Source organism: Halomonas sp. DQ26W (genome assembly GCF_003339685.1).
Lineage (GTDB): Bacteria > Pseudomonadota > Gammaproteobacteria > Pseudomonadales > Halomonadaceae > Halomonas.
Genome location: NZ_QPKI01000005.1, coordinates 46,964 through 70,477 on the forward strand (window position 1 = coordinate 46,964; position 23,514 = coordinate 70,477).

Consider the following 23,514-nt stretch of genomic DNA (forward strand, 5'->3'; position numbering starts at 1 on the left):
GGCCTTTTGCGTAGCTGATCCTGATACAGCTGGAACTCATCACTCTTAGCACCCTCGCCATCATCAAGAAGGAATCATCAATGAGCCATACTATCTCGACTGTCGCCTTCATCGGCTTGGGCGTGATGGGCTATCCCATGGCTGGCCACCTCGCCAGGCAAGGTCTGACGGTGCGTGTCTACAATCGGACCAGCGCCACGGCTGAAGCCTGGGTCGACGAATATGGCGGCAGCCATCACTCAACCGCCCAGGAAGCCGCCCAGGGGGCCGATATGGTGCTGGTGTGCGTGGGTAACGACGATGACGTGCGCCAGGTCACAACCGGCTCACAGGGCGTCCTGCAGGGCATGGCCGCCGGCAGCCTGCTGATCGACCATACCACCGCCTCATCCGACCTGGCCGAAGAGCTCGCCGCCGCCTGTCACGAGCAAGGCATCGGCTTTATCGATGCTCCTGTATCAGGCGGCCAGCAGGGCGCAATCAACGGCGCCCTGACCATCATGTGCGGCGGCGAAAAAAGCGAGTTCTCCCGGGCCGAGCCCACCCTCGCCCATTACGCCCGCGCCGTCAGCCTGATGGGGCCTGCCGGCTGTGGCCAACTGACCAAGATGGTCAACCAGATCTGCATTGCCGGCCTGGTGCAAGGCCTTGCCGAAGGTCTTCACTTCGCCGAGCAGGCCGGGCTCGACCAGCAGCGCGTCATCGATGTGATCGCCAAGGGGGCGGCCGGGTCCTGGCAGATGGAAAATCGCCACAGGACCATGATCGAGGATGAGTATGAGCACGGCTTCGCGGTGAACTGGATGCGCAAGGACCTGGGAATATGCCTGGAGCAGGCCCGCCGGCTTCAAGCTCGCTTGCCGGTGACCGCACTGGTGGACCAATTCTATGGTGATGTTCAAGTCATGGGAGGCGGCCGCTGGGATACTTCGTCGCTGCTTCGTCGCCTGCGCTTACCCAGGCGCGACTGAACCGACTCGGGCTCGGTCCCGGACGTGACGCCCGAGACCGTGCCCTACTCTACAAGTATGAAGAAACTGAAACCCGGCGCTTGACAAAACTCACTCATCAGGCACGAAACGCCGTCTTCCTCCGCCTCGGAACGTTTTCCACACATTCTGTGGATAACCCTGTTCACAACCACCATAAAACGCCATCGAATCGGCATGACCACAGGGTTGCCGTTAGATTGATCATTTTTTGACCAATTATAAGACGTTGAAATAAAAGGCTTTTAGTAGAAACATCTGGGATACGGAGGGATAAGAAAACTACACACAGGTGCACGTCGACAGACTTGCACGAGTGGACAAGTCAAGCCCTAAATAGCCAAAAACCGGCGCTTCAATGCACTTTACACGCAAGCAGAAGCCGTCACCGACCAAAGGGGGCAGGACAACAAAAAAGACGCACCAGGCGTCTCGGAGATCTCGACTGCAGAATACTGACTTGTAGAATGAAGTGGCGTCCCATAGGGGGTTCGAACCCCTGTTCCCGCCGTGAAAGGGCGGTGTCCTGGACCACTAGACGAATGGGACGCAACGCCGCACACGAGCAAAGGATTGGTGGAGCCTAGCGGGATCGAACCGCTGACCTCGACACTGCCAGTGTCGCGCTCTCCCAGCTGAGCTAAGGCCCCATACGTCTCGTGAAGACGAGGCGTATAGTACTGATTAATCTCGACTTCGTCAACAAGAAAAACACCAATTACCTGCTGCACTCGCGCACTTTGTGAAAACCTGGCCGCCGGCGGTGCCGGTGCACCGGCCCGGTCGTCTCCTCATGTAGCAGGCTACACTCCGGGAGCTGCGCTCCGGCGGCGACCAGCCTATCTTCGCTCGCAACGGTATTATGGCGCTTTCCCGTCCTTTTATTACAGTTCGCGGTACTCCTTCTCGAAGCGCTTGGCCTGCTTCTTGGAGACCCCTCCTAGCACCTCGATAGCGTGACGCAGCCGCGCCCGCGTCATGTCAGAGCCTAGTATGCCCATGGCATCCATAACCGAAGTGCTCGCTGCCGAACCGGTAATGGCGATGAAGACCGGCGCCAGTAAATCCTTCATCTTCAGATCGAAATAGGCCGCCAGCGACTTGACCTCGCCGAGCAACACCTCCTTGTGCCAGGCCGGCACGACTTCAAAGCGCCAAACCAGGAACTGCAGCAGCTTGATCAGTTCCTCCCGTCCCAGTTTGACGCTGTCGAAACTGCCCTCCTCGATCTCCGGAAGGCCGGAGAAGAAGTGGCCGGCCAAAGGCGCGACCTGGGAGAGCGTTTCCACTCGTGTGCGTACCTGGGGCAGGATCCGGCCAACGTACTCGTCGTTAAACGCCCACTCCATCAAGGCCTTGAGGAACGCCGTGTCATCTAGGTCCTCACGAATATAGAGACCGTTGAGCCAGGTCAGTTTCTCGAGATCGAAGACTGGTCCGCCAAGCGAGACACGCTGGATATCGAAATGAGCCATCATCTCGTCAAGACGGAACTTCTCTCGCTCGTCGGGCATCGACCAGCCCATGCGGCCCAGGTAGTTGGTGACCGCCTGAGGCAGGAAGCCCATCCTGCGGTAGTAATTGATCGAGGTGGGGTTCTTGCGCTTGGAGAGCTTCGACTTGTCGGGGTTGCGCAGCAGCGGCATATGGCAAAGCACCGGCATCTGCCAACCGAAATACTCATAGAGCAATTGATGCTTGGGGGCCGAGTTGATCCACTCTTCGCCGCGCAGCACATGAGTGATGCCCATCAGGTGGTCATCCACCACATTGGCCAGGTGGTATGTAGGCATGCCATCGGACTTGAGCAGAATCTGCGCGTCAACCTGTGCCCAATCGACTTCAATGGTGTCACGCAGCATGTCCTGTATGAGACAGGTTCCTGTGGTGGGCACATTCATGCGCACTACGTGGGGCCACCCTTCTCGCTCGCGGAGCGCCTGCTCATCGCCGGGCAAGGCCAGGTCGGCAGGCTTCAATGCCAGGTGCATGCCGGCCGTCTTGCGAGCCAAACGCAACTCATCCAGCTCCTCGCTGGTACGGTAGCACTTGAAGGCATGGCCGGCGGCAACCAGTTGCCGGGCGTATTCGGCGTAGATATCTCCCCGCTCGCTTTGACGGTAAGGGCCATGAGGGCCGCCCACATCCGGCCCCTCGTCCCATTCCAATCCCAGCCAGCGCAGCGAATCGAGGATCATCTGCTCAGATTCAGGGGTGGAACGAACTCGGTCGGTATCCTCGATGCGCAAGATGAACTGCCCGCCATGCTGGCGCGCGAAGCAGAGATTGAACAAGGCGATGTAGGCGGTGCCCACATGAGGATCACCGGTAGGTGACGGGGCAATGCGAGTACGTACGGTCATGTCGTCCTTATCCGTTGAGGAATTAGCATGGCGCCATTATACGCACCTGCCTAGTCACGGGCAGCCGACCACGAATGCTTTCTCACAACCTACGCGCTTCGACCGCCCCTGAATCCTTTTCCCTCGCGGCACGCAAGGCAGTTCCTTACAATAAAAAAGCATATTAAAACAATACATTATCATATACATACAAAGAATACTGAAGCTTGCTGCACACAATATGCAGGTGACTTCAGCTCCATACAGCTAGTGAAGCCATTTAATGCTGAGCCACGACGTCTTATTATCGTTGAAGCATTAAATTTGCACAGTTATTTCAGATCATCGACTATCCCTTTCTTTTATTCATCGTTGGCAGGAATGAAGAGATGCATGCATTGGGCCCACGCATCAAGCAGCTTCGGCAAGAAGCAAGCCTCAACAAGGCAGCACTGGCAAGGAAAGTCGGCGTTTCCGATGTCACAATTTCCTACTGGGAGTCCGGCGCCATCAAGCAAATCGGCCACGAACGACTAGTCTCCCTGGCCGATGCCCTGGGCTGCCCCTTGCGCCGCCTGCTCGAGGATGAAAGTGTCGACGCGCCACTTACACCGCTCTATCTGCGTAGCCAACCGCCAGCTCCCTGGCATGACCCCAATGCCAACCGTATCGCGCTTCCCGAAGGCTTTCTGGCGGGTGCCAACTGGCGGGGAGAATGCTTTTTGGTAACGCCGGCCCCCGGCGAGCGTTTCGACTACCTGGCCACGGGCGACTTGGCCGCCTTTGGTCCAATCGGCACCTACGACCAAGCCGGCCGCTACTTGATAGAAGGCGATATAGGCCTGTTCATAGGACAGCTGGAGCGTGGACACAGTGGAGAGTTGCTCTACACCAGCGAGAAAGTAGCAGCGGCCCAGGCCAGGCCACTACAGAAAAACGATCGCCCGGTCGGCAGGCTCTTGGCACGCTGGCGCCAGGAGGGGTGCTGAGCATCCAGGACCTCAATCAACACCCAGCACCACCACCTCATCGGTGGTCCGGCGCGGTTCATTGCCAATCAGATAGCGCCGTGAATAACTCGCCACTTGCCCCAAGCCGTGCCGCGAGCTTCTCACCAACGGGCCAGTTAGATGCTCGCCCTGCCCTCCGATTCGCTCCTGTATCGCCTGGGGCTGCACGCTGGCCTCAGGCAAATTGACGGTAATAGTATAGCCACCATCCGGCAATCCGCTTCCCGGTCCGAATGGCCCCGCTTCAAAACGGCTGCCCTGGACTTCGGTGCGCGACTGCCAACGCACGCCGCTCAACTCACGCTCCACCACAATCAAAAGACGCGCTCCTTCTGGCAAATTGGTTTCTCCTTCGACCATCAGCCGCCGGTCGTTACGCAACGTCGCAGCGACATCAAAATCCACCGCCAACGGCTCCGCTTCCGGCACCTCCTCGGCAGGTTCCGCACGCCGCTCGTCGGTCGCGAGAACTTCCGGCGCGTCATTCGACACCTCTTCTTCCGGCCCGGTGTGTTCCGGCCCAGTGTCGTTACCGCAGCCGGACAGCGCCAGCAAAGCCACCAATCCGACGCAGGACAGTCGACGCCGTACCTTCATGAACCCCTCCAGACCGAACAGTGATCTTCTAGACTACCATCGGCCTGTACGGTTCGTCCCAACGACGATATAAATTGACTCGCACCCGGTACTGGCCTGCTCCAAGCGCGTCCTGTGCACCTAGCGGTGACTTTATTCCCGCCCACCCCACCGTAGGGCCTCAAGCGCATGCCAGGTGTAGGCGACGCCATCATCGGGCTGCCGTTATGCAACAACCTTCTAACAGATCGTGCGGGAGAGAAAACGCCTTGCAACTTCCAGTACAATGGCCCGCCAACTCTGGTGAAGCACTTTCAGGAGATGCGACCTTGGAACTCATCTGGTGGCTGGCCTACGTTGCGCTGGGCGGCACGGTCGGCATCATGGCCGGCCTGCTCGGCATCGGTGGCGGCGGTATCATGGTGCCAATTCTAACCTCACTGTTTGTGCTGCAAGGAGTACCCCACGAGCACCTCGCCCATCTGGCCCTGGGCACCGCCATGGCTGCCATAATTCCCGCCTCCATCGCCAGCCTGCTATCCCACCATCGCCACGGTGCCGTGCACTGGAAAACCGTACGCTTCATTACCCCGGGCATACTGGCCGGCACCTTCATGGCGACCTTCATCGCCGCCCTGATGCCGACCCGCGGCCTGGCCATATTCTTCGCCTGCTTCATGGTGCTGATGTCGCTTCAGATGCTGGCCAACCTGAAGCCCAAGCCGAACCGCAGCCTGCCCGGGCCAGTCGGGCTAAGTGGAGCTGGCCTCGGCATTGGCGGTATTTCGGCGCTGGTGGCCATTGGCGGTGGCTCACTGACGGTGCCATTTCTGACCTGGTGCAACGTCAAGTTGCCCCGCGCCATCGGCACCTCGGCGGCCGTGGGTCTACCCATCGCCGTGGCGGGAGCGCTGGGCTACATCCTCAATGGCCGGGCTACGCCGGGCCTACCGGATGCCGCCCTGGGTTACGTCTACCTGCCCGCCCTGCTACTGATGGCGCCGTTCAGCATCCTCACTGCCCCTATCGGCGCCAGGCTGGCCCACCGGCTGCCCGTCGCCCTGCTTAAGCGAGTCTTCGCCGTGATGCTGATGGGGCTGGCGCTGCAGATGGTGTATGCGGTGTTCACTGCATGAGGCTTCCTCGGCGATGGTTAGTGTCTGAGATGGTCAAGGATTGACCAGGATTGATAGACTACGCCCCTTCCTCCGCCCTACCCAGTGATGCCGATGCCTGAGCTCGACCGCACCTTTTCTGTCGCGCCCATGATGGACTGGACGACATGCCCCGAGATGACAGGCTTTACGGGGCGCCTCGCACGGTAATGGTGCACTGCCTGTTAACTGGCCGATCTTTCAGGCTTTCAGGTAATGATCTTTCTTGCATAGTTCCTTGCATAGTTCCTTGCATAGTTCCTTGCATAGTTCCTTGATGAACTCGCCCTCCAGCAAGAATCCTGACCCTACCCATTGACAACAAAAGCTAGAGCCCTTGGTTGCATCGCGGCATACGCACCATGTTAAGACTAAAAAACTTTCAACCTATTGTTTTTGAATGCTTTTCAAAAGATTATTTGTACAATGTACTAATTTTCAAATTTTTAGTAGAATTTATACAGCCATCATTTCCAGCCAGCCAATCAAGGTGAGCAAATGAAAATTCCCTTAACCCCCCCAGATCACATGGAAATAATGCTCAAGTTAATAGAAGGCAAAAATCATCAAAGATATATATATATCTTGCAAAAAAACATTGGACCGCTGCATAAGGATGATGAATATATTCACTGGGACAAGCTAAGGCATATTACTCCACCTTCAGACCTTAGCCATGAAGAGTACTGGCTTGCATTAAAGTCGGCAAGGAGTAGCCAGTATCGCCACACCCATTTGAAAGATAAGCATGACCAGCCGTTTAAATATATAATAACTGACAAACTTTTAAAAGAGCTTCTTTGGATCGAAAAAAACTCTTCTGGCTCGATTCTCATGGAGAATGAGGACGCAAACTCAAGAATTGGCAAAAGCTATATTTACAACTCTTTGATTGAGGAGGCAATCAGCTCTAGCCAGCTGGAGGGGGCCTCTACAACGAGGAGAGTTGCAAAAGAAATGATTCAGAAGAACAGGAAGCCTAAAGACAAACATGAAAAAATGATTTTTAACAATTATTATGCAATGAATTTTATAAAAGAAATCGAAAATGAGGATCTTACTCCGCCCATAATTTTTGAATTACACAGAATGTTAACCGACGGCACCTTCGATCCCCAAGATGAGGGAAACGAAGGTAAGCTCAGGAAAGCAAGTGATGACATCTGTGTCTTCGCGCCGGATGATACGCTGCTGCACATACCGCCTAGTGCAAAAACATTAGAAAATAGACTGCAAGAAATATGCAACTTTGCAAATTCGGAAAATGACAGCAACTGCCCTCCAGTAATAAAAGCAATAATATTGCATTTTATGATTGGATATGATCATCCTTTTGTAGATGGTAATGGAAGAACTGCTAGAGCACTTTTTTATTGGTACCTTGCCAAAAATAAATACTGGCTTATTGAGTATATTTCAATATCAAGAATATTAAAAAGATCACTGGCTCGCTATATAAAATCATATCTATACACAGAAACAGATGATGCCGACCTTACATACTTCATCGACCATCAGATGAAAGTAATACAAATGAGCATACAAGAGCTTCACGACTACCTAAGAGAGAAAAACAAACAGATCCAAGATACAAAAGAACTATTACGCAGCACCAATCTAGTTGACAAACTAAACTACCGGCAAATTCAATTAATTGAAAGAGCATTAAAGAACCCCGGTGAAGAATATACAATTAATCAGCACAAAAAAGAATATGAAATATCTTACCAAACAGCCAGGACAGATCTTTTGAAACTGTCAGACAAACTTGAACTTCTGAGAAAAAGAAAAGACAGAAAAAAAGATGTTTTTAGCGTCCCGAATGACTTGGCTTTTCGTATTCAATCGCATGGAAAATAGATTTTATTATGGTTGTGTGATCTTACCCAGTTCCAGTGGACTTCGAGGCCCGAATGATCGCTTGGATCGGTGTCCACAATTGCTGGGCAAGATCAGTCAAGGATTGACCAAGGCTGATATACTATGCCCCTTCTTCCACCCGACCCAGTGATGACGATGCCTGAGCTCGACCGCACCTTTTCTGTTGCCCCCATGATGGACTGGACTACCCGGGACCAGAGAGCGTTCGCGCGCACGCTGACTCGGCACGCCCTGCTGTATACCGAGATGGTGACCACTGGCGCCATCCTCCACGGCAGCCCGCGGGAGCGCTTCCTCGGTTACGACGGCGTGGAGCATCCCCTGGCACTGCAGCTGGGTGGCAGCGATGCCGGCGAGCTGGCCGAGTGTGCGGCCATCGCCGAGGCGTGGGGCTACGACGAGGTGAACCTCAACGTGGGCTGCCCCAGCGACAGGGTGCAGAACAACCTGATCGGCGCCTGCTTGATGGCGCATCCGGAGAAGGTGGCGGCGGCGGTACGTGCGATGCACGAGGCGGTCTCGATTCCGGTGACGGTCAAGTGCCGCATCGGTATCGACGATCAGGACGAGGATGCCGACCTCGAGCGTTTCATCACCCAGGTCGCGGATGCCGGCTGCGAAGTGTTTTTCGTGCACGCGCGCAAGGCGTGGCTACAGGGGCTCTCGCCCAAGCAAAACCGTGACGTGCCACCGCTCAACTATCCGCGAGTGCACCGCCTCAAGGCGAGTCGGCCAGAGCTGCACATCGGTATCAACGGCGGGATCAAGAGCCTGAACGAGTGCCGCGAGCAACTGCAGCACGTGGACAGCGTGATGGTCGGCCGCGAGGCCTATCAAAACCCTTGGCTGCTGGCCGGCGTGGACCAGGCGTTCTACGGCGTGGCGGGGCCGGCAACCAGCCGCCATGCCGCCGCCCGGGCCTTCCGTCCCTATATCGACCGGCGCCTCGATGAGGGTGCCAAGCTCAATCACATCACACGCCACCTGCTGGGCCTGTTCCAGGGCCAGCCGGGCGGGCGCCGCTTCCGCCGGCACCTTTCCGAGAACGGCCACTTGGACGGCGCCTGCCTGAGGGTCTTTGACGACGCCCTCAGCCTGGTGCCAGAGACAGCCCCAGCGTCAGAGACTGCCTGAGACGTTCAGTAGAGCGAATCGGGGGGAGGCTCAAGGCTGGACTGAAAACCCTCCACGGCATTTTCGGCCTCTTCGATCTCATCGAAACGAGCAATGTGGAACAGCGCTTCGCCTTCGTTGGCCAGTGGCAGACGACTCATGCCGATGACGATGCCATCAGCCATGGACATGATGGCTTCTTCGGCGTTACCGAAGGGATCGGCCACCTTACCCAGCACTTCTCCCTTCGCCACCCGAGCTCCGAGGCGTACCTTGGGCCGCAGGATGCCGTCGATGGGTGCCCGAGCCCAGCTTGAGCCATTGGCCAGCTCGGCCGCAGGCGGAAGCCGACGCCGATGCTCACCGGTGAGCATGCCCAGCCGCCGCATGACCCGCAGCACCCCGCGCACACCCGGGGTAATTGCCCACTCGTCGAATCTTAGCGCCTCCCCGGCCTCATACGTCAGCACGGGAATCCCGCGGTTCTGGGCATAGTGGCGCAGGCTGCCTTCGCGCAGCTCGGCGTTGAGAATCACCGGGGCCCCGAAGGCGTTGGCCATGCGCTCGGTCTCGCTGCCGGGGCTGAGCTGGGCGCGAATCTGCGGCAGGTTGGTACGGTGAATGGCGCCGGTGTGCAGGTCGATGATGTGGGTGGCATGGTCGACGATCTGCTCGCGAAACAGCGCCGCGACACGACCTCCCAGCGAGCCCGATTCACTGCCGGGGAAACAGCGGTTGAGGTCACGGCGGTCCGGCAAGTAGCGCGTGTGCTGCATGAAGCCAAACACGTTGACGATCGGCACCGCCACCAGGGTACCGCGCAGCCCCTGAATCTGTTTCGAGCGAAGCAGCCGGCGCACGATCTCGACGCCATTGATCTCATCGCCGTGAATCCCGCCACATACCAGCAATATTGGCCCCTGCTGACGACCGTGAACCACTTCCACGGGAATGTGCAGCGGTGCATGCGTGTAGAGACGTGCCACCGGCACATCGATCTGGATTCGGTTTCCCGGCATCACCTTGATGCCAGCGAGTTCGAAGGGGGCGCGAGCCATGATGCGGCTTCCTGTAATAGAACAGTGTTTACTCTCTTATACCGCGATGCCAGCAAAATGACGAGGATGGATCCCAAACCACATCCATACAGAGTTGAATGTAAAAAAGGCATCGCTCAGGTAGAATAGCGACCACGCCACGCCCGAGGAGAGACGCACCCCATCATGGCCCGACGCACCAAGGCGGAAGCCGCTGCCACCCGTGAAGCCCTGCTCGATGCCGCCGAGGATATCTTCCTCGAACGTGGCGTTGCTCGCACCTCACTGGAGCAGATTGCACGCCAGGCCGGCATGACCCGCGGCGCGGTGTACTGGCATTTCCGCAACAAGGCCGACCTGTTCCGCGCCATGCTCGATCGGGTTCGCATGCCTTTTCAGGAACTAATTGACGAAATCGACGATCCGGCCCTCGACGATGCGCCACTGGAAGCGATTCGCCTGGCCTGCCGCCAGGGTTTAACACGACTCGAGCAGCCCCGCTATCGCCGGGTCCATGCCATCTTGATCCACCACTGCGAAGTATTCGGCGAGATCGACCCCCTGGCCATGCAGAACGAGATTGCCTCGGAATCCTGTGGCGCGCTCATCGAATACTTCACGGTCGCCTGCGAGTATCGTCTGCTGCGCCCCGACATCACCCCGGAACTGGCAGCGAGACTGCTGCAGTCAAGCCTGGGTGGGCTTTTTCACGACTGGCTGCGCAACCACGAACACTTCTCGATCCGCGAACGTGGCATGGAACTGGTCGATACGCTGCTGAAACTGCTCGCGCGCGAACGCTGACCTTGGCACGATGACATTGCCAGAACGGTAGGCAAGGACGTGAAACTGCTCGCGCGCGAACGCTGACCTTGGCGGCGCTGGGCCGACAACGTACTGGCCCCCTACAGGATCCGGCACGCTACCTTTCACGCCTTAGCAGCTTTCAGGCCCCGGCTTCCCAACCGCCATCCAGACCGGAGCGAAGCAGTGAGCGGTTACGCATGGGTCGGCTCCTCGTCTTGACGGCTCGCCTTGCGATCGCTACGCCAGGTGGCCAGGTCTTCCAGCAGCTTGTAGGCCAGCGGCACGAATATCAGGGCCAGGGAGCTTGCCATCAGCATGCCCCCTACCACCACGGTGCCGATTTCCTGTCGGCTGGCGGCCCCCGCCCCGGTGGCGAAGACCAGTGGCAGCGAGCCGATAATGAAGGTCAAGGCGGTCATCAGGATCGCGCGAAAACGCTGCTGGGCCGCGGCCAGGGCCGCATCGGTCGAGCTCATCCCGGCACGCCGGTTCTGGGCGGCAAACTCAACGATAAGGATGGCGTTCTTGGCGGCCAGGCCGATCAGCACCAGCAGGCCGACCTGGAAATAGATGTCGTTGGGAAAGCCACGCAGCATTGCCGCCAGTGCCGCCCCCAGCACCCCGAAGGGCACCGCCGTCACCACCGCCAGCGGCAGGCTCAGACGCTCGTACTGGGCTGCCAGGATCAGCAGCACCATGATCATGCCGAGGCCAAAGGCCAATCCGCCGGCACCTGCTGCATCATCGAGCTGGAAAGCCTCACCGATCCAACCCAGTTGAGTGTTGGCATCAGTTAGCACCTGGGCCGCCACCTCATCCATGGCCGCCTTGGCCTGGCCAGTGGTGTAGCCCGGTGCGGCATCGGCCATGAACTTGGCCGCCGCATAGACATTGAAACGGTTGATGATATCCGGCCCCGGCGCGCGCTCGAGGGTGACCAGCGAACTCAGCGGCAGCATCTCGCCATATTCCGAGCGCACGAAGACCTTGTTGAGGTCCTCCGGCTTGCTGCGGAACTCACCCTCCGACTGCAGGTTCACCTGCCAGTTGCGACCGGCCAGGGTGAAGTCGTTGACGTAGAGCGCACCGAAGGTGCTCTGCATGGTCTCGAATATCTGGTTGATCGGCACGCCCATGGCCCGCGCCTTCTCGCGATCCACCTCGGCAGTGAAGCGGGGAATGCTGGTATCCAGGGTGGTACGCGCATTGGCAAGCTCCGGCCGCTCGTTGGCTGCTGCTGCCAGCTCGCCGGCCATCGCCTGGATCTCCTGGGGCGTGGCATCACCGCGAACCTGCAGGTAGCCCTCCACGCCCCCGGTCAACGACAGCCCCATGATCGGCGGTGGGGTGAATGCGAACACATTGGCTTCCGAAATACCGGCACCCATGCCCATGATTCGCCCGGTGAGCGACTGCGCGTCCTGCCCCGGTCCGCGGCGGTCATCCCAGTCCGCCAGGTTGGCGAAGCCCACCCCGGTATTGCTGCGCAGCGAGCCCGCGATGATGTCGAAGCCGGCGAAGCTGGTGAATTCATCGACTTCGTCCATGTCGGTGAGCATGGCCGATATCCGGTCACGCACCGCCTCCGTGCGGCCCAGTGCCGAGACGGCCGGCAGCTGATAGACCACCAGCGCTACGCCCTGATCCTCCTGGGGCACCAGGCCCGGCGGCAGGCGGGTCAGCGAAAACAGCGTCAGGGCAAGCACACCGACGAACAGCAGCATGCCGATCACCGCATGGCGCAGCAGCTTGGCAACGAGCCAGCTGAAGCCACGGGTCAAGTGGTCGAAGCCGGCGTTGAACCACTGAAACGGCTTGGCCACCGTGTGCGATTGCTTGTCGAGCAGCATGGCACACATGGCAGGTGTCAACGTCAGTGCCACCACGCCGGACAACACCACCGAAATGGCGATGGTCACCGCAAACTGGCGATAGAGTTCACCGGTCAGGCCACCCAGGAAAGTGACCGGTGCAAACACCGCCACCAGCACCAGCGTCGAGGACACCACCGCACCGGCCACCTGCTTCATGGTCTCGATGGAGGCTTCACGGGCCCGCATGCCCTTTTCGTTGATCAGGCGATCGACGTTTTCCAGCACGATGATGGAATTGTCGACCACGATTCCGATGGCCAGCACCAGGCCGAACAGGGTCAGGAGATTGACCGAGAAACCAAAGGCCAGCATGCCGGCGAATGTGCCGATCAGCGACACCGGGATGGCCACTACGGGGATCAAGGTGGCACGCAGGTGCTGCAGAAACAGGAAGGTGACCAGTACCACCAGCCCGACGGCCATCAGCAGGGTGATGAACACCTCGCGGATGGAGATTTCGACGAACTCGGTGGTGTCGTAAGGCACGGTGTACTCGACGCCCTCGGGGAAGCGCTCGGCCACGTTGTCCAGCGCCTGGCGCACCGCAGTGGCGGTTTCCAGGGCATTGGCGCCCGGCTGCAGGTAGACACCCATAGGCACCGCCGCCTGGCCATTGTAGGTGGCGGTAAAGGCGTAGTTCTGGGCCCCCAGTTCAGCACGCGCCACGTCACCAAGGCGCAAGGTGCCACCCTCCTCATCGGCGCGCAGGATGATGCGCTCGAACTCCTCGGGGTGGGAAAGCTGGCCACGCGTGGTCACCGTGAAGGTGAAGGCCTGATTCTCGGGCGACGGCTCGGCCCCCAGCCGGCCGGCGGCGAACTGGGCGTTCTGCTCGCGAATCGCACCGGCCACCTCGGAAGGCGTCAGATCATACTGGGCCAGCTTGTCCGGAGAGAGCCAGATGCGCATCGAATAGTCCTGGGCGCCGAACAGCGAGGCGTCGCCCACGCCCGGGATCCGAACCAGCTCATCGAGTACGTTGAGCAGTGCATAGTTGGAGATGAACAGCGGGTCCTGGCTGCCATCCGGCGAGTACATCACCGGCACCATCAGAAGATTGGTGGAGCGCGCCTCGACCCTTACCCCTTGATTGCGCACCTGCTGGGGCAGCCGGGCAGTCGCGGCCTGTACGCGATTATTGACGTTGATCGCCGCCTGGTCGGGGTCGGTGCCCATCTCGAAGGAGACGGTGATCTGCAGGCTGCCAGCGTCGGTGGCGCTCGACTCCATGTAGAGCATGTTGTCGACGCCATTGATCTCCTGCTCCAACGGCGCGGCCACGGCCTCGGCCAGCACCTCTGCGCTGGCACCGGGGTACTGGGCCTGGACCACCACCTGGGGCGGCACCACGTCAGGATACTGCTCCACCGGAAGCGCCCTCAGGGCGGCGAGGCCAGCCAGCACGATGACCAGCGAGATGACCGAGGCAAAGATCGGCCGATCGATGAATAGCCTTAACATCATCCCTCCTCGTCGGCCTGGAGATTGGCCGCGGCGGTGTCAGGCTCAATTTGGGCGGCAGAAGCCTCAGGGTTCGCCGCTTCTTCCAAGGACGCTTCGCGGCTCTCTACCTCATGGGCCTGGACCGGCATGCCGTTGTGCAGGGCAACCTGGCCGTTGACCACGAGCCGATCGCCCGCTTCGAGCCCCGCCAACACCACCTGATGGCTGTCGACGATGGGACCCAGTTTGACGGTGCGCGATTCGGCGGTATTGTCGACCACCACGAAGACACGCGCCCCTTCGGGCCCCTGACCCACCGCCTCCTGAGGAATCAGGAAGACATCGTCGAGGGTCTGGGCCTTCAGTTTGATACGCACGAACTGCCCGGGCACCACGTCCCCGTCGGCGTTGGGAAACACGGCCCGGGCCGAGACGCTGCCGGTGCGGGGGTCGATGGTGCTGGCGGTGAAATCGACGATGCCGGTCTCGGTATACTCGCTGCCATCGGGAAGGATCAACAGCGCCTCACGTTGATGCGATTCGCCATTGGCGGCCATGGCCCGGCGGGCGGTGCGCTGCAGGGCGGCGTCGCCCTCGGGCAGCGAGAAGCGTACATGGATGGGGTCCTGCTGGGTCACGGTAGTCAACAGCGTGCCCCGCTCGATCAGGCTACCTTCCGGGAAGCTCTCGAGTCCGGTCATTCCAGCCAGGGGGGCCCGCACCTCGGTGTAATCGAGGTTGAGCTCGGCATTTGCCACCCCCGTCTCGGTGAGTGCGAAGCGCGCCTCGGCCAGTTCGCGAGCCGACAGCGCCGTGTCACGCTCCCGCTCGCTGACCGCATTCTGGTTGTAGAGCGTCGAGATACGCTGCCACTCGCGCCGGGCCTGGTTCAGCTCCGCCTGGGCATTGGCCCGCTCCGCCTGTGCCCGCTGAAGCTCGATCTCATAGGGCTCGCGGTCGATGTGAAACAGCGGCTCGCCCTCCTCGACCATCTGACCCTCCGTATAGAGGCGCTCCTCGAGGATGCCCTGCACCCGCGCCCGCACTTCCACCTCCCGGGAGCCACGCACACGGGCGGCATACTCCTCGACCACATCGACCGAGCGTGGCTCGACTCCCAGCACGCTGACCTGGGACGGGGGACGTTCGCCGCCTCCCATGGCGGCGCTACCGGCGTTGTCGTCCGGCTCACAGCCCGCCAGCAGAGTAGCCAGAAAGCCAAGCGCCAGAATCCATTTCACGGCAAGCTGCCCTCTCGGAGGTGACAGAAGCATATAGAGTCTCCGCTGCATATCGTGGTTCGTCAGGGGCAACACGCCCAACAGCAGGGGGTCGCATGGCGGGTTGTTAGCGTGCAACGGATTATAGCTACAACCTTGTATGTATACTAGCCTTGCACAAGTTCTCCCGTGACTTGGCGAAATACTCCGGTGCCTCGCCTCAAGTGAGGTAAGTGAAGGGGAAACAGGCTATGCTGCATAGCAGCATAGCTGATTTCACGGAGACACCCATGGATGCACTGGAACTGGTTCCGCTGCGAGGACTGGAAGTAGCGGTACGCATCTGGCACCCCGACGCACCGAAAACCGTGGTCGCCTGGCATGGTCTGGCACGCCACGGAGGCGATTTCGAAGGCTTCGCCCGTGCGCTTGGTCCCGAATGGCGAGTCCTGGCGCCGGACACCCCGGGACGCGGACTCTCGAGCTGGTCGCCCATTCCGGCTCAGGACTATCTCTATCGCCGCTACAAGACAGTGGCCCTATCCGTGCTGGATCACTTCTCGCTGGAACAGGTTCCCTGGGTGGGCACTTCCATGGGCGGGCTATTGGGAATGCTGCTGGCGGCCGAGGCCGACAGCGCCCATCGCATCGAACGCCTGGTGCTCAACGACGTGGGTCCCGAGCTGAATACCGACGGCCTGACGCAACTGGCCCTCTATTTCGGCAGGCCGCATCGCTTCGCCACCTTCAGCCAGTTGGAGACGGAGCTGCGCAGCCACTATGGCGGCTTCGGCATCGAAAGCGACGACGCCTGGCGCCGGCTGGCACTGGGCAGCGCCCGACGCCTGCCCGACGGCAGCTGGACCTACCACTACGATCCACGAATCGGCGAACAATTCATCCATGACACGCCCCGCAACAGCTGGGCCGACTGGCGGGCGATCCGCTGCCCGCTGATGGTGATACGTGGCGCGGAATCGCCCCTTCTGGACGCCGACAGCGTCCTGAGCATGGCCGAGGCACAGCCCGGTCTGGTCACCCTGGAGGTGCCCGGCTGCGGCCATGCCCCGATGCTCGACCGTGACAGCCAGGTCGCCCCCATCGCCGAGTTTCTCGCCCGCCCCCACCGGCAACGACTGCCGCTCCAGCCACAGCGCCTCGGGAGCTCCTGGTGGCAGCGCATGCTCAGTTGGGTGAGGCGGGAAAGCCGCCTAAGGGAGACCGACTAGCGGCGAAAATCCCGCGGCATCACCCCCCAGCCCTTCAGCCGGGAGAAAAGGGTGGTCGGCTTCAGCCCCAGCAGCTCGGCGGCCCCGCCCTCCCCCGACACCTTGCCCGCACACTGCCTCAGCGCCGCTATGGCGTTGTCGCGCTGGCGTCGGCAAAGCTCCTGCTCGGGAAGCGGCCCCTGTTCTTCGGGCTCAGTGCTCATCTCGCCCCGAGGCGAGGGCGACTTCCCGGCCAGAAGATCGTCGAACATCAGACGCCGGTCCTGGGTGACGATCACCTGGCGCTCGATGACGTTCTCCAACTCGCGAATGTTCCCCGGCCAGCTATAACGCTGGAGGATCTCGAGCTGAGCCGGGGGGATACGCACCCCCGGCTTGTTGAATTTCTGGCAGGCACGCTGCAGGAAATGATGCGCCAGCAGCGGCACGTCGCCGATACGACTGCGCAGTGGCACGGAGTCGATGGGAAAGACATTGAGGCGGAAGTACAGGTCCTCACGAAAGCTGCCCTCTTCGATCATCTCGCGCAACTCGCGATTGGTCGCGGCGATGACCCGCACATCCACTTCCCGCGTGAGATTGTCGCCCACCCGCTCGAACTGCTGATCCTGGAGCACTCGGAGCAGCTTGCTTTGCAGCTCCAGCGGAATTTCCCCCACCTCATCGAGGAAGAGGGTACCGCCATCGGCCAGTTCGAAGCGGCCGGGACGGTCGTTCACCGCCCCGGTGAAGGCCCCCTTCACGTGACCGAAGAACTCGCTTTCGAACAGGTCGCGGGGAATCGCCGCACAGTTCACCCGTATCAGCGGCCGGTCACTGCGTTCGCTACCGACATGGATCGCACGGGCAATCAGCTCCTTGCCGGTGCCCGACTCACCGCTGATCAGCACGTTGGCGTCCGTGGGGGCAACCAGTGCGATCTGGCGGATCAACTGGGCGACAGCCGGGCTCTCGCCGACGATCTCCCGGTGATTGAGTTCGGCCTTGATCTCTTCCTGCAGATACTGGTTCTCGAGTTCGAGGCGCTGCTTGAGAGACTCCACTTCGGTGAGCGCATCGCGCAGCTGCTGCTCGGCCCGCTTGCGCTCACGAATATCACGAAACAGCACCACCGCACCCACCAGCCGCCCCATTTCGAATATAGGAGTGCTGGTATATTCCACCGGTATCGCCTCGCCGTTCTTGTGCCAGAAGACTTCATCATCGACCCGGTGTACCTGGCCATCGCTGAATGAAGCATGAATCGAACACTGTTGAACGGGAAAGTGGCTGCCGTCGCCGCGGGTATGGTGAAACAGGAGGTGCGCGTCATGCCCTACCATGTCATCACTGCTCCAGCCCAGGATGCGCTCGGCCGCCGGATTGACGAAGGTGGTCCTGCCTTCTGCATCAAGGCCATAGATGCCCTCTCCCGCGGCCCCCAGGATCAACTGATTCTGGCGCTCGATACGCTCGAAGACCTGCTCGACACGCTGCCAGCCCACATGGCCGCGACGATGCTGACGCCCCAGATCGGCCTTGGCGCGCCGCTGCTCGGCCTTGTCGCGATCGACCAGGGTCAGCAGCAGTTCGCTATGACCATCCAGCACCTGGGCGAAGCTCTCGACATGGTGTGGCTGGCGGGTCAGGTCGAGCAGCACCAGGTCGTCGGACCAGGCCGGCGACCGGTGCAGCGCCTCATCGGTAAAGCTGACCCATAGCGGAAGCGAGGCGCCCAGGAAATGGCTGAAGGGTCGTGCCGACAGCAGATGCGGTTCACCGCCCAGCAGTTCACAGGCTGCCGCGTTGGCATCGATCAGCCTGTCGCTAAATGGATCGACGACCAGCATGGCCTGGGGCGACAGAGTAAATATCCGGTCGGAGAGCGCAGGCGATGCTCGGAAGCCATCCGCCCTGGGCAACGCGCGTGAGTCAGTGTTCATCGTGGCACATCCTCAATGGAACCTCTTCTCCTCCCTTTCCATACAAGACCCGCGCCATATACGAAAATCCGCCATTTATTCAACGAAATATCGTCGAATACGAAATCCCGTCACTCATCCAGCCTCCAATAGAACCCGCCACGATTAGCCGCAGACTATTGAGGATAAAGGCTTATTCCTCCCATACCTCCGATTGGCACGGGATTCGTATAGATATAAGAAGTCGGGCTGGCTTCTTCCGTGGATGCACCAAACCGGCACAGCGCATCGTCCCAATGCTCCCGCGAGGTGAATAACAACATGACCAACCACAACGATCACAACAGCCTGGGCAACCCCTTCGATCACAGGCAGTCGCTGGTCCATGGACGCCACTGCGACTGCCAGACCTGCCTGGCCGACGACGCTCCACGCACCATGCCGGCCCACTCGGCGGCACAGCCCGGCGAGCGGCCCAGCACCCAGGTCAACAGCGATGACATGATGGATCGTGTGGTCGAAAGTGCCCTGGTACGCGGCATCTTCGGCCATAGCGATATCCATCGCCGCCAGTTCATGAAGCTGGTGGGTGGCGGTACCGCGGCCGCCGTGCTGGCGAGCCTGTTCCCCATGGATGCCATCAAGGCGGCCGTCAAGGAGGACCTGGGCCCGCTGGAGAAGACCCGGCTGGATATCGGCTTCGTGCCGATCACCTGCGCCACGCCGATCATCATGGCCCACCCCATGGGCTTCTATGAGCGCTACGGCCTGGACGTCTCGCTGATCAAGACCGCCGGCTGGGCAGTGGCCCGGGACAAGTCGCTCAACCGCGAGTACGACGCCGCCCATATGCTGACCCCGATGCCGCTGGCCATGACACTCGGCGCGGGCTCCAACCCCGAGCACTTCATCATGCCCGCCGTAGAGAACATCAACGGCCAGGCGATCGTCCTGCACAACGACCATCAGGACAAGCGCGACCCTCAGCAGTGGAAGGGCTTCACCTTCGGCGTGCCTTTCGAGTACTCGATGCACAACTTCCTGCTGCGCTACTACGTCGCCGAGCATGGTCTCGACCCCGACCAGGACATTCAGATCCGGGTGATCCCGCCGCCCGAGATGGTCGCCAACCTGCGCGCCGGCAATATCGACGGCTTCCTCTCGCCGGACCCCTTCAACCAGCGAGCCGTCTACGAGCGTATCGGCTTCATCCACCTGCTGACCAAGGAAATCTGGGAGGGCCACCCATGCTGTGCCTTCGCCACCAGCGCCCAATTCGCCCGGGAGAATCCCAACACCTATGGCGCCCTGCTGCGGGCGATCATCGATGCCACCCAGTACTCCTCGAATCCCGAGAATCGCTCGGAGATCGCCGAGGCCATCGCCCCGACCAATTACCTCAACCAGCCGGTCACGGTCATCGAGCAGGTCCTGACAGGCACCTTTGCCGACGGCCTGGGTGAAGTCCAACGGGTGCCCGATCGCATCGACTTCGACCCCTTCCCCTGGCACTCCATGGCGGTGTGGATCCTTACCCAGATGAAGCGCTGGGGCTACATCGACGGCCATGTGGACTACCAGCAAGTCGCGCGAGACGTCTATCTCGCCAGCGATGCCCGTGAGGTGATGCGCGAACTGGGCTACGAGGCGCCGGAGGAGAACTCACGCAACTACGAGATCATGGGCAAGACCTTCGACTACACCCAGCCGGAAGCCTACCTCGAAAGCTTCGATATCCGCAGGAGCTAAACCATGGACCGCACGACGACCGAGTGGAACTTCAGCCTCAACGTACGCGCCAGCCTGCTGGCCGTGGTACTCCTGGTCATCGGTCTGGGGCTCTGGGAGGGGCTCAATCAGGTGCCGATATTGGGCGGCGGCGGGGGCGAGCTGAGCGAGTACGAACAGCTGATGGCCGGTGCCGACCAGACCGCCAAGGTGCCGCCACCGTCGGAGGTTCTGGTGCGCGCCTGGGAGGAACTGTCCAACCCCTTCTATGATGCCGGTCCCAACGACAAGGGCATCGCCATCCAGTTGGGATATTCGCTGTATCGCGTGCTCACAGGCTACCTGCTGGCGGCGGCGATCGCGATTCCGCTGGGCTTTCTGATAGGCATGTCGCCACTGATGTACAAGGCGCTCAATCCCTTCATTCAGGTGCTACGCCCGATCTCGCCACTGGCCTGGATGCCACTGGCGCTGTTCATCATCCAGGACTCCGAGGCCTCGGCGATCTTCGTCATCTTCATCTGCTCGATCTGGCCGATGCTGCTGAATACGGCGTTCGGTGTGGCCGGCGTCAGGGAGGACTGGGTCAACGTGGCCCGCACCCACGAACTGTCGCCGCTTGCAACCGCATTCAAGGTGATTCTGCCCGCCGCGGCGCCGACCATCCTCACCGGCATGCGCATTTCCATCGGAATCGCCTGGCTGGTGATCGTCGCCGCCGAGATGCTCGTGGGCGGTACCGGCATCGGCTACTACGTGTGGAACGAGTGGAACAACCTCGACCTGACCAGCGTGATCTTTTCGATCCTGATGATCGGCGTGGTGGGAATGTTGCTGGACATGGCGCTGTCGATGATCGCCCGCCTGGTCACCTATGAAGAATAATCCGAGGAGAACCCCATGAGTCATGCCTTCGTGGAAGTCCAACAGGCGGCCAAGCGCTTCCCCGGCGCCAAGGGCACCGACGACCTGACCGTATTCGAGAATGTCAGCTTTCAACTGGGTAAGGGCGAGTTCGTCTGCATCATCGGCCACTCCGGCTGCGGCAAGTCGACCATCATGAATGCCCTGGCCGGACTGGACCGGTTCAGCGACGGGGCCATGATCATGGAGGGCAAGGAGATCGACGGCCCCGGCCTGGAGCGTGGCGTGGTGTTCCAGAACTACAGCCTGCTGCCATGGCTGTCGGCGCTGGAGAACGTGCGCTTCGGCGTGCGCGCCCGCTGGAAGGCATGGGACGAGGCCAAGGTAACCGCGCACAGCCTGAAATACCTGGAGATGGTGGGCCTCAAGGATGTGGTCGACCGCAGGCCGGCCCAGCTCTCTGGCGGCATGCGCCAGCGGGTCAGCATCGCCCGCGCCTTCGCCACCAAGCCTATGCTGCTGCTGCTCGATGAACCCTTCGGGGCACTGGATGCGCTGACCCGCGGCGTGATCCAGGACGAGTTGATCAAGATCTGGAGTCAGGACCGCCAGACGGTATTCATGATCACCCATGACGTCGACGAGGCGATCCTGCTCGCCGACCGCATCTTCCTGATGACCAACGGCCCGGAGGCCCGCATCGCCGAGGCGGTGGAGATCGACCTGCCCCGGCCACGCAACCGTGCCGAGATCGTCAAGCACCGCCACTTCTACACCATCCGCAACTACCTGGTGGATTTCCTGGTGACCCGTTCAGCCATCATGACCACCAGCGAACTGGACGGAAACGGACTGCACTACCCCAGGCCGGTCGACCCGGTCGCCCTGAAGGCGGCCGAGGACGATGCGCTAGATACCCCGGTGGCAGGCGACCCCGCCGCCATCGATACAGACCAGAAGCTGGTCAGATTCACTCCCAAGGAGACCCACCATGGATAAGCTCGAAATGCGCCATACCCTGCTCGCCGCCAAGGCACGCAAGAAGATGAGCTGGGACGAGATCGGCAAGGCCGTCGGCATGTCACCGGTATGGGTCGCCTCGACCTGCTACGGCATGAACAGTGCCAGCGCCGAGGTCGCCCACAAGCTCTGCGATGCCCTCGCGGTTGACACCGATGTCGCCGAGGCGCTGGTTGCTTTCCCGACCAAGGCCTGGGACGAGGCCATTCCCCAGGACCCCTTCATCTATCGCCTATATGAGGTCGTCGGCGTCTATGGAGAGACCCTCAAGGACGTGGTCCAGGAGAAGTTCGGCGACGGCATCATGAGCGCCATCGACTTCACCATGGAAGTCGACAAGATCGAGAACCCGAAGGGCGACCGAGTACTGCTGACCCTCAACGGCAAGTTTCTGCCCTACAAGGCCTGGTAGCGGGTAGCCCTATAGCCCATAGACCGTAATCCGTCGCCACGGCGGCGTTTACCGCATTGCGATACCCCCCGCCGAACAGCAACAGGTGGTTGAGTAGCGGGTAGAGCTGAAACAACGCCTCGCGCCGCGGCCAGTCGTCGGGAGGCGAGGCATCCCAGTAGGCCTCGTAGAAGGCGTCAGGAGGCGAGCCGAACAGCGTCAGCATGGCCAGATCCACTTCGGAATAGTGGCAATAGACCGCCGGGTCGATGATCGCCGGCCCCCGCGGGGTGTACAGCACATTGCCCGACCAGAGGTCGCCATGCACCAGGCTCGCCGGCACATCGGGTAGCCACGCCTCCAGTTCATGGGCAATACGCTCGATCCGTTCGCGCAGGCTGGCATCCAGCAGCCCGCGCTCATGACAGGCCGCCACCAACGGCAGCAGGCGCCGCTCACGCTGAAAGACACGGCCGTCGGCCAGGGGGGGGGGCGTTGGGCTGGGGCGTGCGGCCGCAGGCATTGTCCCGCGGCCAACCGTGCTCGGCGGCGGTATGGGCATGCAATTGGCGCAGCCCCTCTCCCAGGGCTGCGGCACTGGCCGTCAAACGCGATGTACCCTCCAGCGCCTCCATCACCAACCAGCCCTCGGCAAGCCCGAGCACCCAGGGCACGACCAACGACGTACCCGCCTCGTGCAAGGCTTGCAACCCATCGGCCTCGCCGGCCAGCCGGGCGGGGTCGTCACGCTTGATCACCACGGAGCCCTGATGAGTTTCCAGCCAGTAGACGGCGGCGATATCGCCTCCACCCAGGGGGCGGGGCTCTCCCAAGGGCCATCCCCGGGGTTCAAGCCCGACGTTTTGCAACAGCAACGACAGTGCAGCTTCCATGACCCTTCTCTCCCGCAGTTGATGTTGCGGTGCTCTTTCCAG

At 60.6% G+C, this 23,514-nt stretch carries 17 protein-coding genes, 2 tRNA genes and 1 pseudogene; 11 read left to right on the forward strand and 9 right to left on the reverse strand.

Annotated elements, in window-relative coordinates:
* Positions 1-80: 80 nt before the first annotated feature.
* A complete protein-coding gene (locus tag DU490_RS03845; RefSeq protein ID WP_181869949.1) occupies positions 81-971 on the forward strand; it encodes an NAD(P)-dependent oxidoreductase in 891 nt (296 codons plus the stop codon).
* A 491-nt stretch (positions 972-1,462) separates the two neighbouring features.
* On the opposite strand, the gene DU490_RS03850 is transcribed toward DU490_RS03845, so the two are convergent.
* The 3 genes from DU490_RS03850 to gltX all read right to left on the reverse strand — a co-directional run bounded on the left by DU490_RS03850 (position 1,463) and on the right by gltX (position 3,352).
* Positions 1,463-1,538: transfer RNA gene (locus tag DU490_RS03850), tRNA-Glu, on the reverse strand.
* Between the two features lie 25 nt (positions 1,539-1,563).
* Positions 1,564-1,639: transfer RNA gene (locus DU490_RS03855), tRNA-Ala, on the reverse strand.
* Positions 1,640-1,873: 234 nt separating this feature from the next.
* Positions 1,874-3,352, reverse strand: a complete 1,479-nt coding sequence (gltX, locus tag DU490_RS03860; protein WP_114573023.1) for a glutamate--tRNA ligase — start codon at positions 3,350-3,352, stop codon at positions 1,874-1,876.
* 368 nt (positions 3,353-3,720) lie between these two features.
* On the opposite strand from gltX, the gene DU490_RS17410 reads away from it, so the two are divergent.
* Positions 3,721-4,320, forward strand: a complete 600-nt coding sequence (locus tag DU490_RS17410; RefSeq protein ID WP_258801245.1) for a helix-turn-helix domain-containing protein — start codon at positions 3,721-3,723, stop codon at positions 4,318-4,320.
* Between the two features lie 12 nt (positions 4,321-4,332).
* Here DU490_RS17410 and DU490_RS03870 read toward each other — a convergent pair whose 3' ends face one another.
* On the reverse strand, positions 4,333-4,938 hold the full coding sequence (locus DU490_RS03870) for a hypothetical protein (RefSeq protein WP_114573024.1): 606 nt from the start codon (positions 4,936-4,938) through the stop codon (positions 4,333-4,335).
* A 308-nt stretch (positions 4,939-5,246) separates the two neighbouring features.
* Here DU490_RS03870 and DU490_RS03875 point away from each other — a divergent pair, with 308 nt between their 5' ends.
* From DU490_RS03875 to dusA, 3 genes are all read left to right on the forward strand, one after another.
* Positions 5,247-6,053: a sulfite exporter TauE/SafE family protein gene (locus tag DU490_RS03875; RefSeq protein ID WP_114573025.1), complete on the forward strand. Its 807-nt coding sequence runs from the start codon at positions 5,247-5,249 to the stop codon at positions 6,051-6,053.
* A 516-nt stretch (positions 6,054-6,569) separates the two neighbouring features.
* The gene (locus DU490_RS03880) at positions 6,570-7,931 is read left to right on the forward strand and encodes a Fic family protein (protein WP_114573026.1); all 1,362 of its coding nucleotides are present in this window, start codon (positions 6,570-6,572) and stop codon (positions 7,929-7,931) included.
* 156 nt (positions 7,932-8,087) lie between these two features.
* On the forward strand, positions 8,088-9,086 hold the full coding sequence (gene dusA / locus DU490_RS03885) for a tRNA dihydrouridine(20/20a) synthase DusA (protein WP_114573123.1): 999 nt from the start codon (positions 8,088-8,090) through the stop codon (positions 9,084-9,086).
* 5 nt (positions 9,087-9,091) lie between these two features.
* Here the strand turns inward: dusA and DU490_RS03890 are convergent, their stop codons facing one another.
* A complete protein-coding gene (locus tag DU490_RS03890) occupies positions 9,092-10,123 on the reverse strand; it encodes a succinylglutamate desuccinylase/aspartoacylase family protein (RefSeq protein ID WP_114573027.1) in 1,032 nt (343 codons plus the stop codon).
* A gap of 165 nt (positions 10,124-10,288) precedes the next feature.
* Between DU490_RS03890 and DU490_RS03895 the strand changes: the two genes are divergently transcribed.
* Positions 10,289-10,906, forward strand: a complete 618-nt coding sequence (locus DU490_RS03895; protein WP_114573028.1) for a TetR family transcriptional regulator — start codon at positions 10,289-10,291, stop codon at positions 10,904-10,906.
* A gap of 194 nt (positions 10,907-11,100) precedes the next feature.
* Here DU490_RS03895 and DU490_RS03900 read toward each other — a convergent pair whose 3' ends face one another.
* Positions 11,101-14,244 carry an efflux RND transporter permease subunit gene (locus DU490_RS03900; RefSeq protein ID WP_114573029.1) on the reverse strand — a complete coding sequence of 1,048 codons (3,144 nt, stop codon included), beginning with the start codon at positions 14,242-14,244 and terminating at the stop codon, positions 11,101-11,103.
* Positions 14,244-15,500, reverse strand: a complete 1,257-nt coding sequence (locus DU490_RS03905; protein ID WP_114573030.1) for an efflux RND transporter periplasmic adaptor subunit — start codon at positions 15,498-15,500, stop codon at positions 14,244-14,246. The genes DU490_RS03900 and DU490_RS03905 overlap by 1 nt, the downstream gene beginning before the upstream one ends.
* Before the next feature lie 236 nt (positions 15,501-15,736).
* Between DU490_RS03905 and DU490_RS03910 the strand changes: the two genes are divergently transcribed.
* On the forward strand, positions 15,737-16,675 hold the full coding sequence (locus DU490_RS03910) for an alpha/beta fold hydrolase (protein WP_114573031.1): 939 nt from the start codon (positions 15,737-15,739) through the stop codon (positions 16,673-16,675).
* Here DU490_RS03910 and DU490_RS03915 read toward each other — a convergent pair.
* Positions 16,672-18,504: a sigma 54-interacting transcriptional regulator gene (locus DU490_RS03915; RefSeq protein WP_404872829.1), complete on the reverse strand. Its 1,833-nt coding sequence runs from the start codon at positions 18,502-18,504 to the stop codon at positions 16,672-16,674. The genes DU490_RS03910 and DU490_RS03915 overlap by 4 nt on opposite strands.
* 393 nt (positions 18,505-18,897) lie before the next feature.
* Here DU490_RS03915 and DU490_RS03920 point away from each other — a divergent pair, with 393 nt between their 5' ends.
* Genes DU490_RS03920 through cynS form a run of 4 tightly spaced genes read left to right on the forward strand, consistent with a single transcriptional unit; the run spans position 18,898 to position 22,600 of the window.
* Positions 18,898-20,325 (forward strand): ABC transporter substrate-binding protein, encoded by a 1,428-nt coding sequence (locus DU490_RS03920; protein WP_114573033.1) that lies wholly within the window; start codon positions 18,898-18,900, stop codon positions 20,323-20,325.
* Between the two features lie 3 nt (positions 20,326-20,328).
* The gene (ntrB, locus tag DU490_RS03925; RefSeq protein WP_114573034.1) at positions 20,329-21,189 is read left to right on the forward strand and encodes a nitrate ABC transporter permease; all 861 of its coding nucleotides are present in this window, start codon (positions 20,329-20,331) and stop codon (positions 21,187-21,189) included.
* A gap of 15 nt (positions 21,190-21,204) precedes the next feature.
* The gene (locus DU490_RS03930; protein WP_114573035.1) at positions 21,205-22,167 is read left to right on the forward strand and encodes an ABC transporter ATP-binding protein; all 963 of its coding nucleotides are present in this window, start codon (positions 21,205-21,207) and stop codon (positions 22,165-22,167) included.
* Positions 22,160-22,600, forward strand: a complete 441-nt coding sequence (gene cynS / locus DU490_RS03935) for a cyanase (protein WP_114573036.1) — start codon at positions 22,160-22,162, stop codon at positions 22,598-22,600. Before DU490_RS03930 ends, cynS begins: the two co-directional genes overlap by 8 nt.
* Here the strand turns inward: cynS and DU490_RS03940 are convergent.
* Positions 22,566-23,472, reverse strand: a pseudogene (locus DU490_RS03940) (fructosamine kinase family protein). The gene cynS and the pseudogene DU490_RS03940 overlap by 35 nt on opposite strands.
* Between the last annotated feature and the right edge of the window lie 42 nt (positions 23,473-23,514).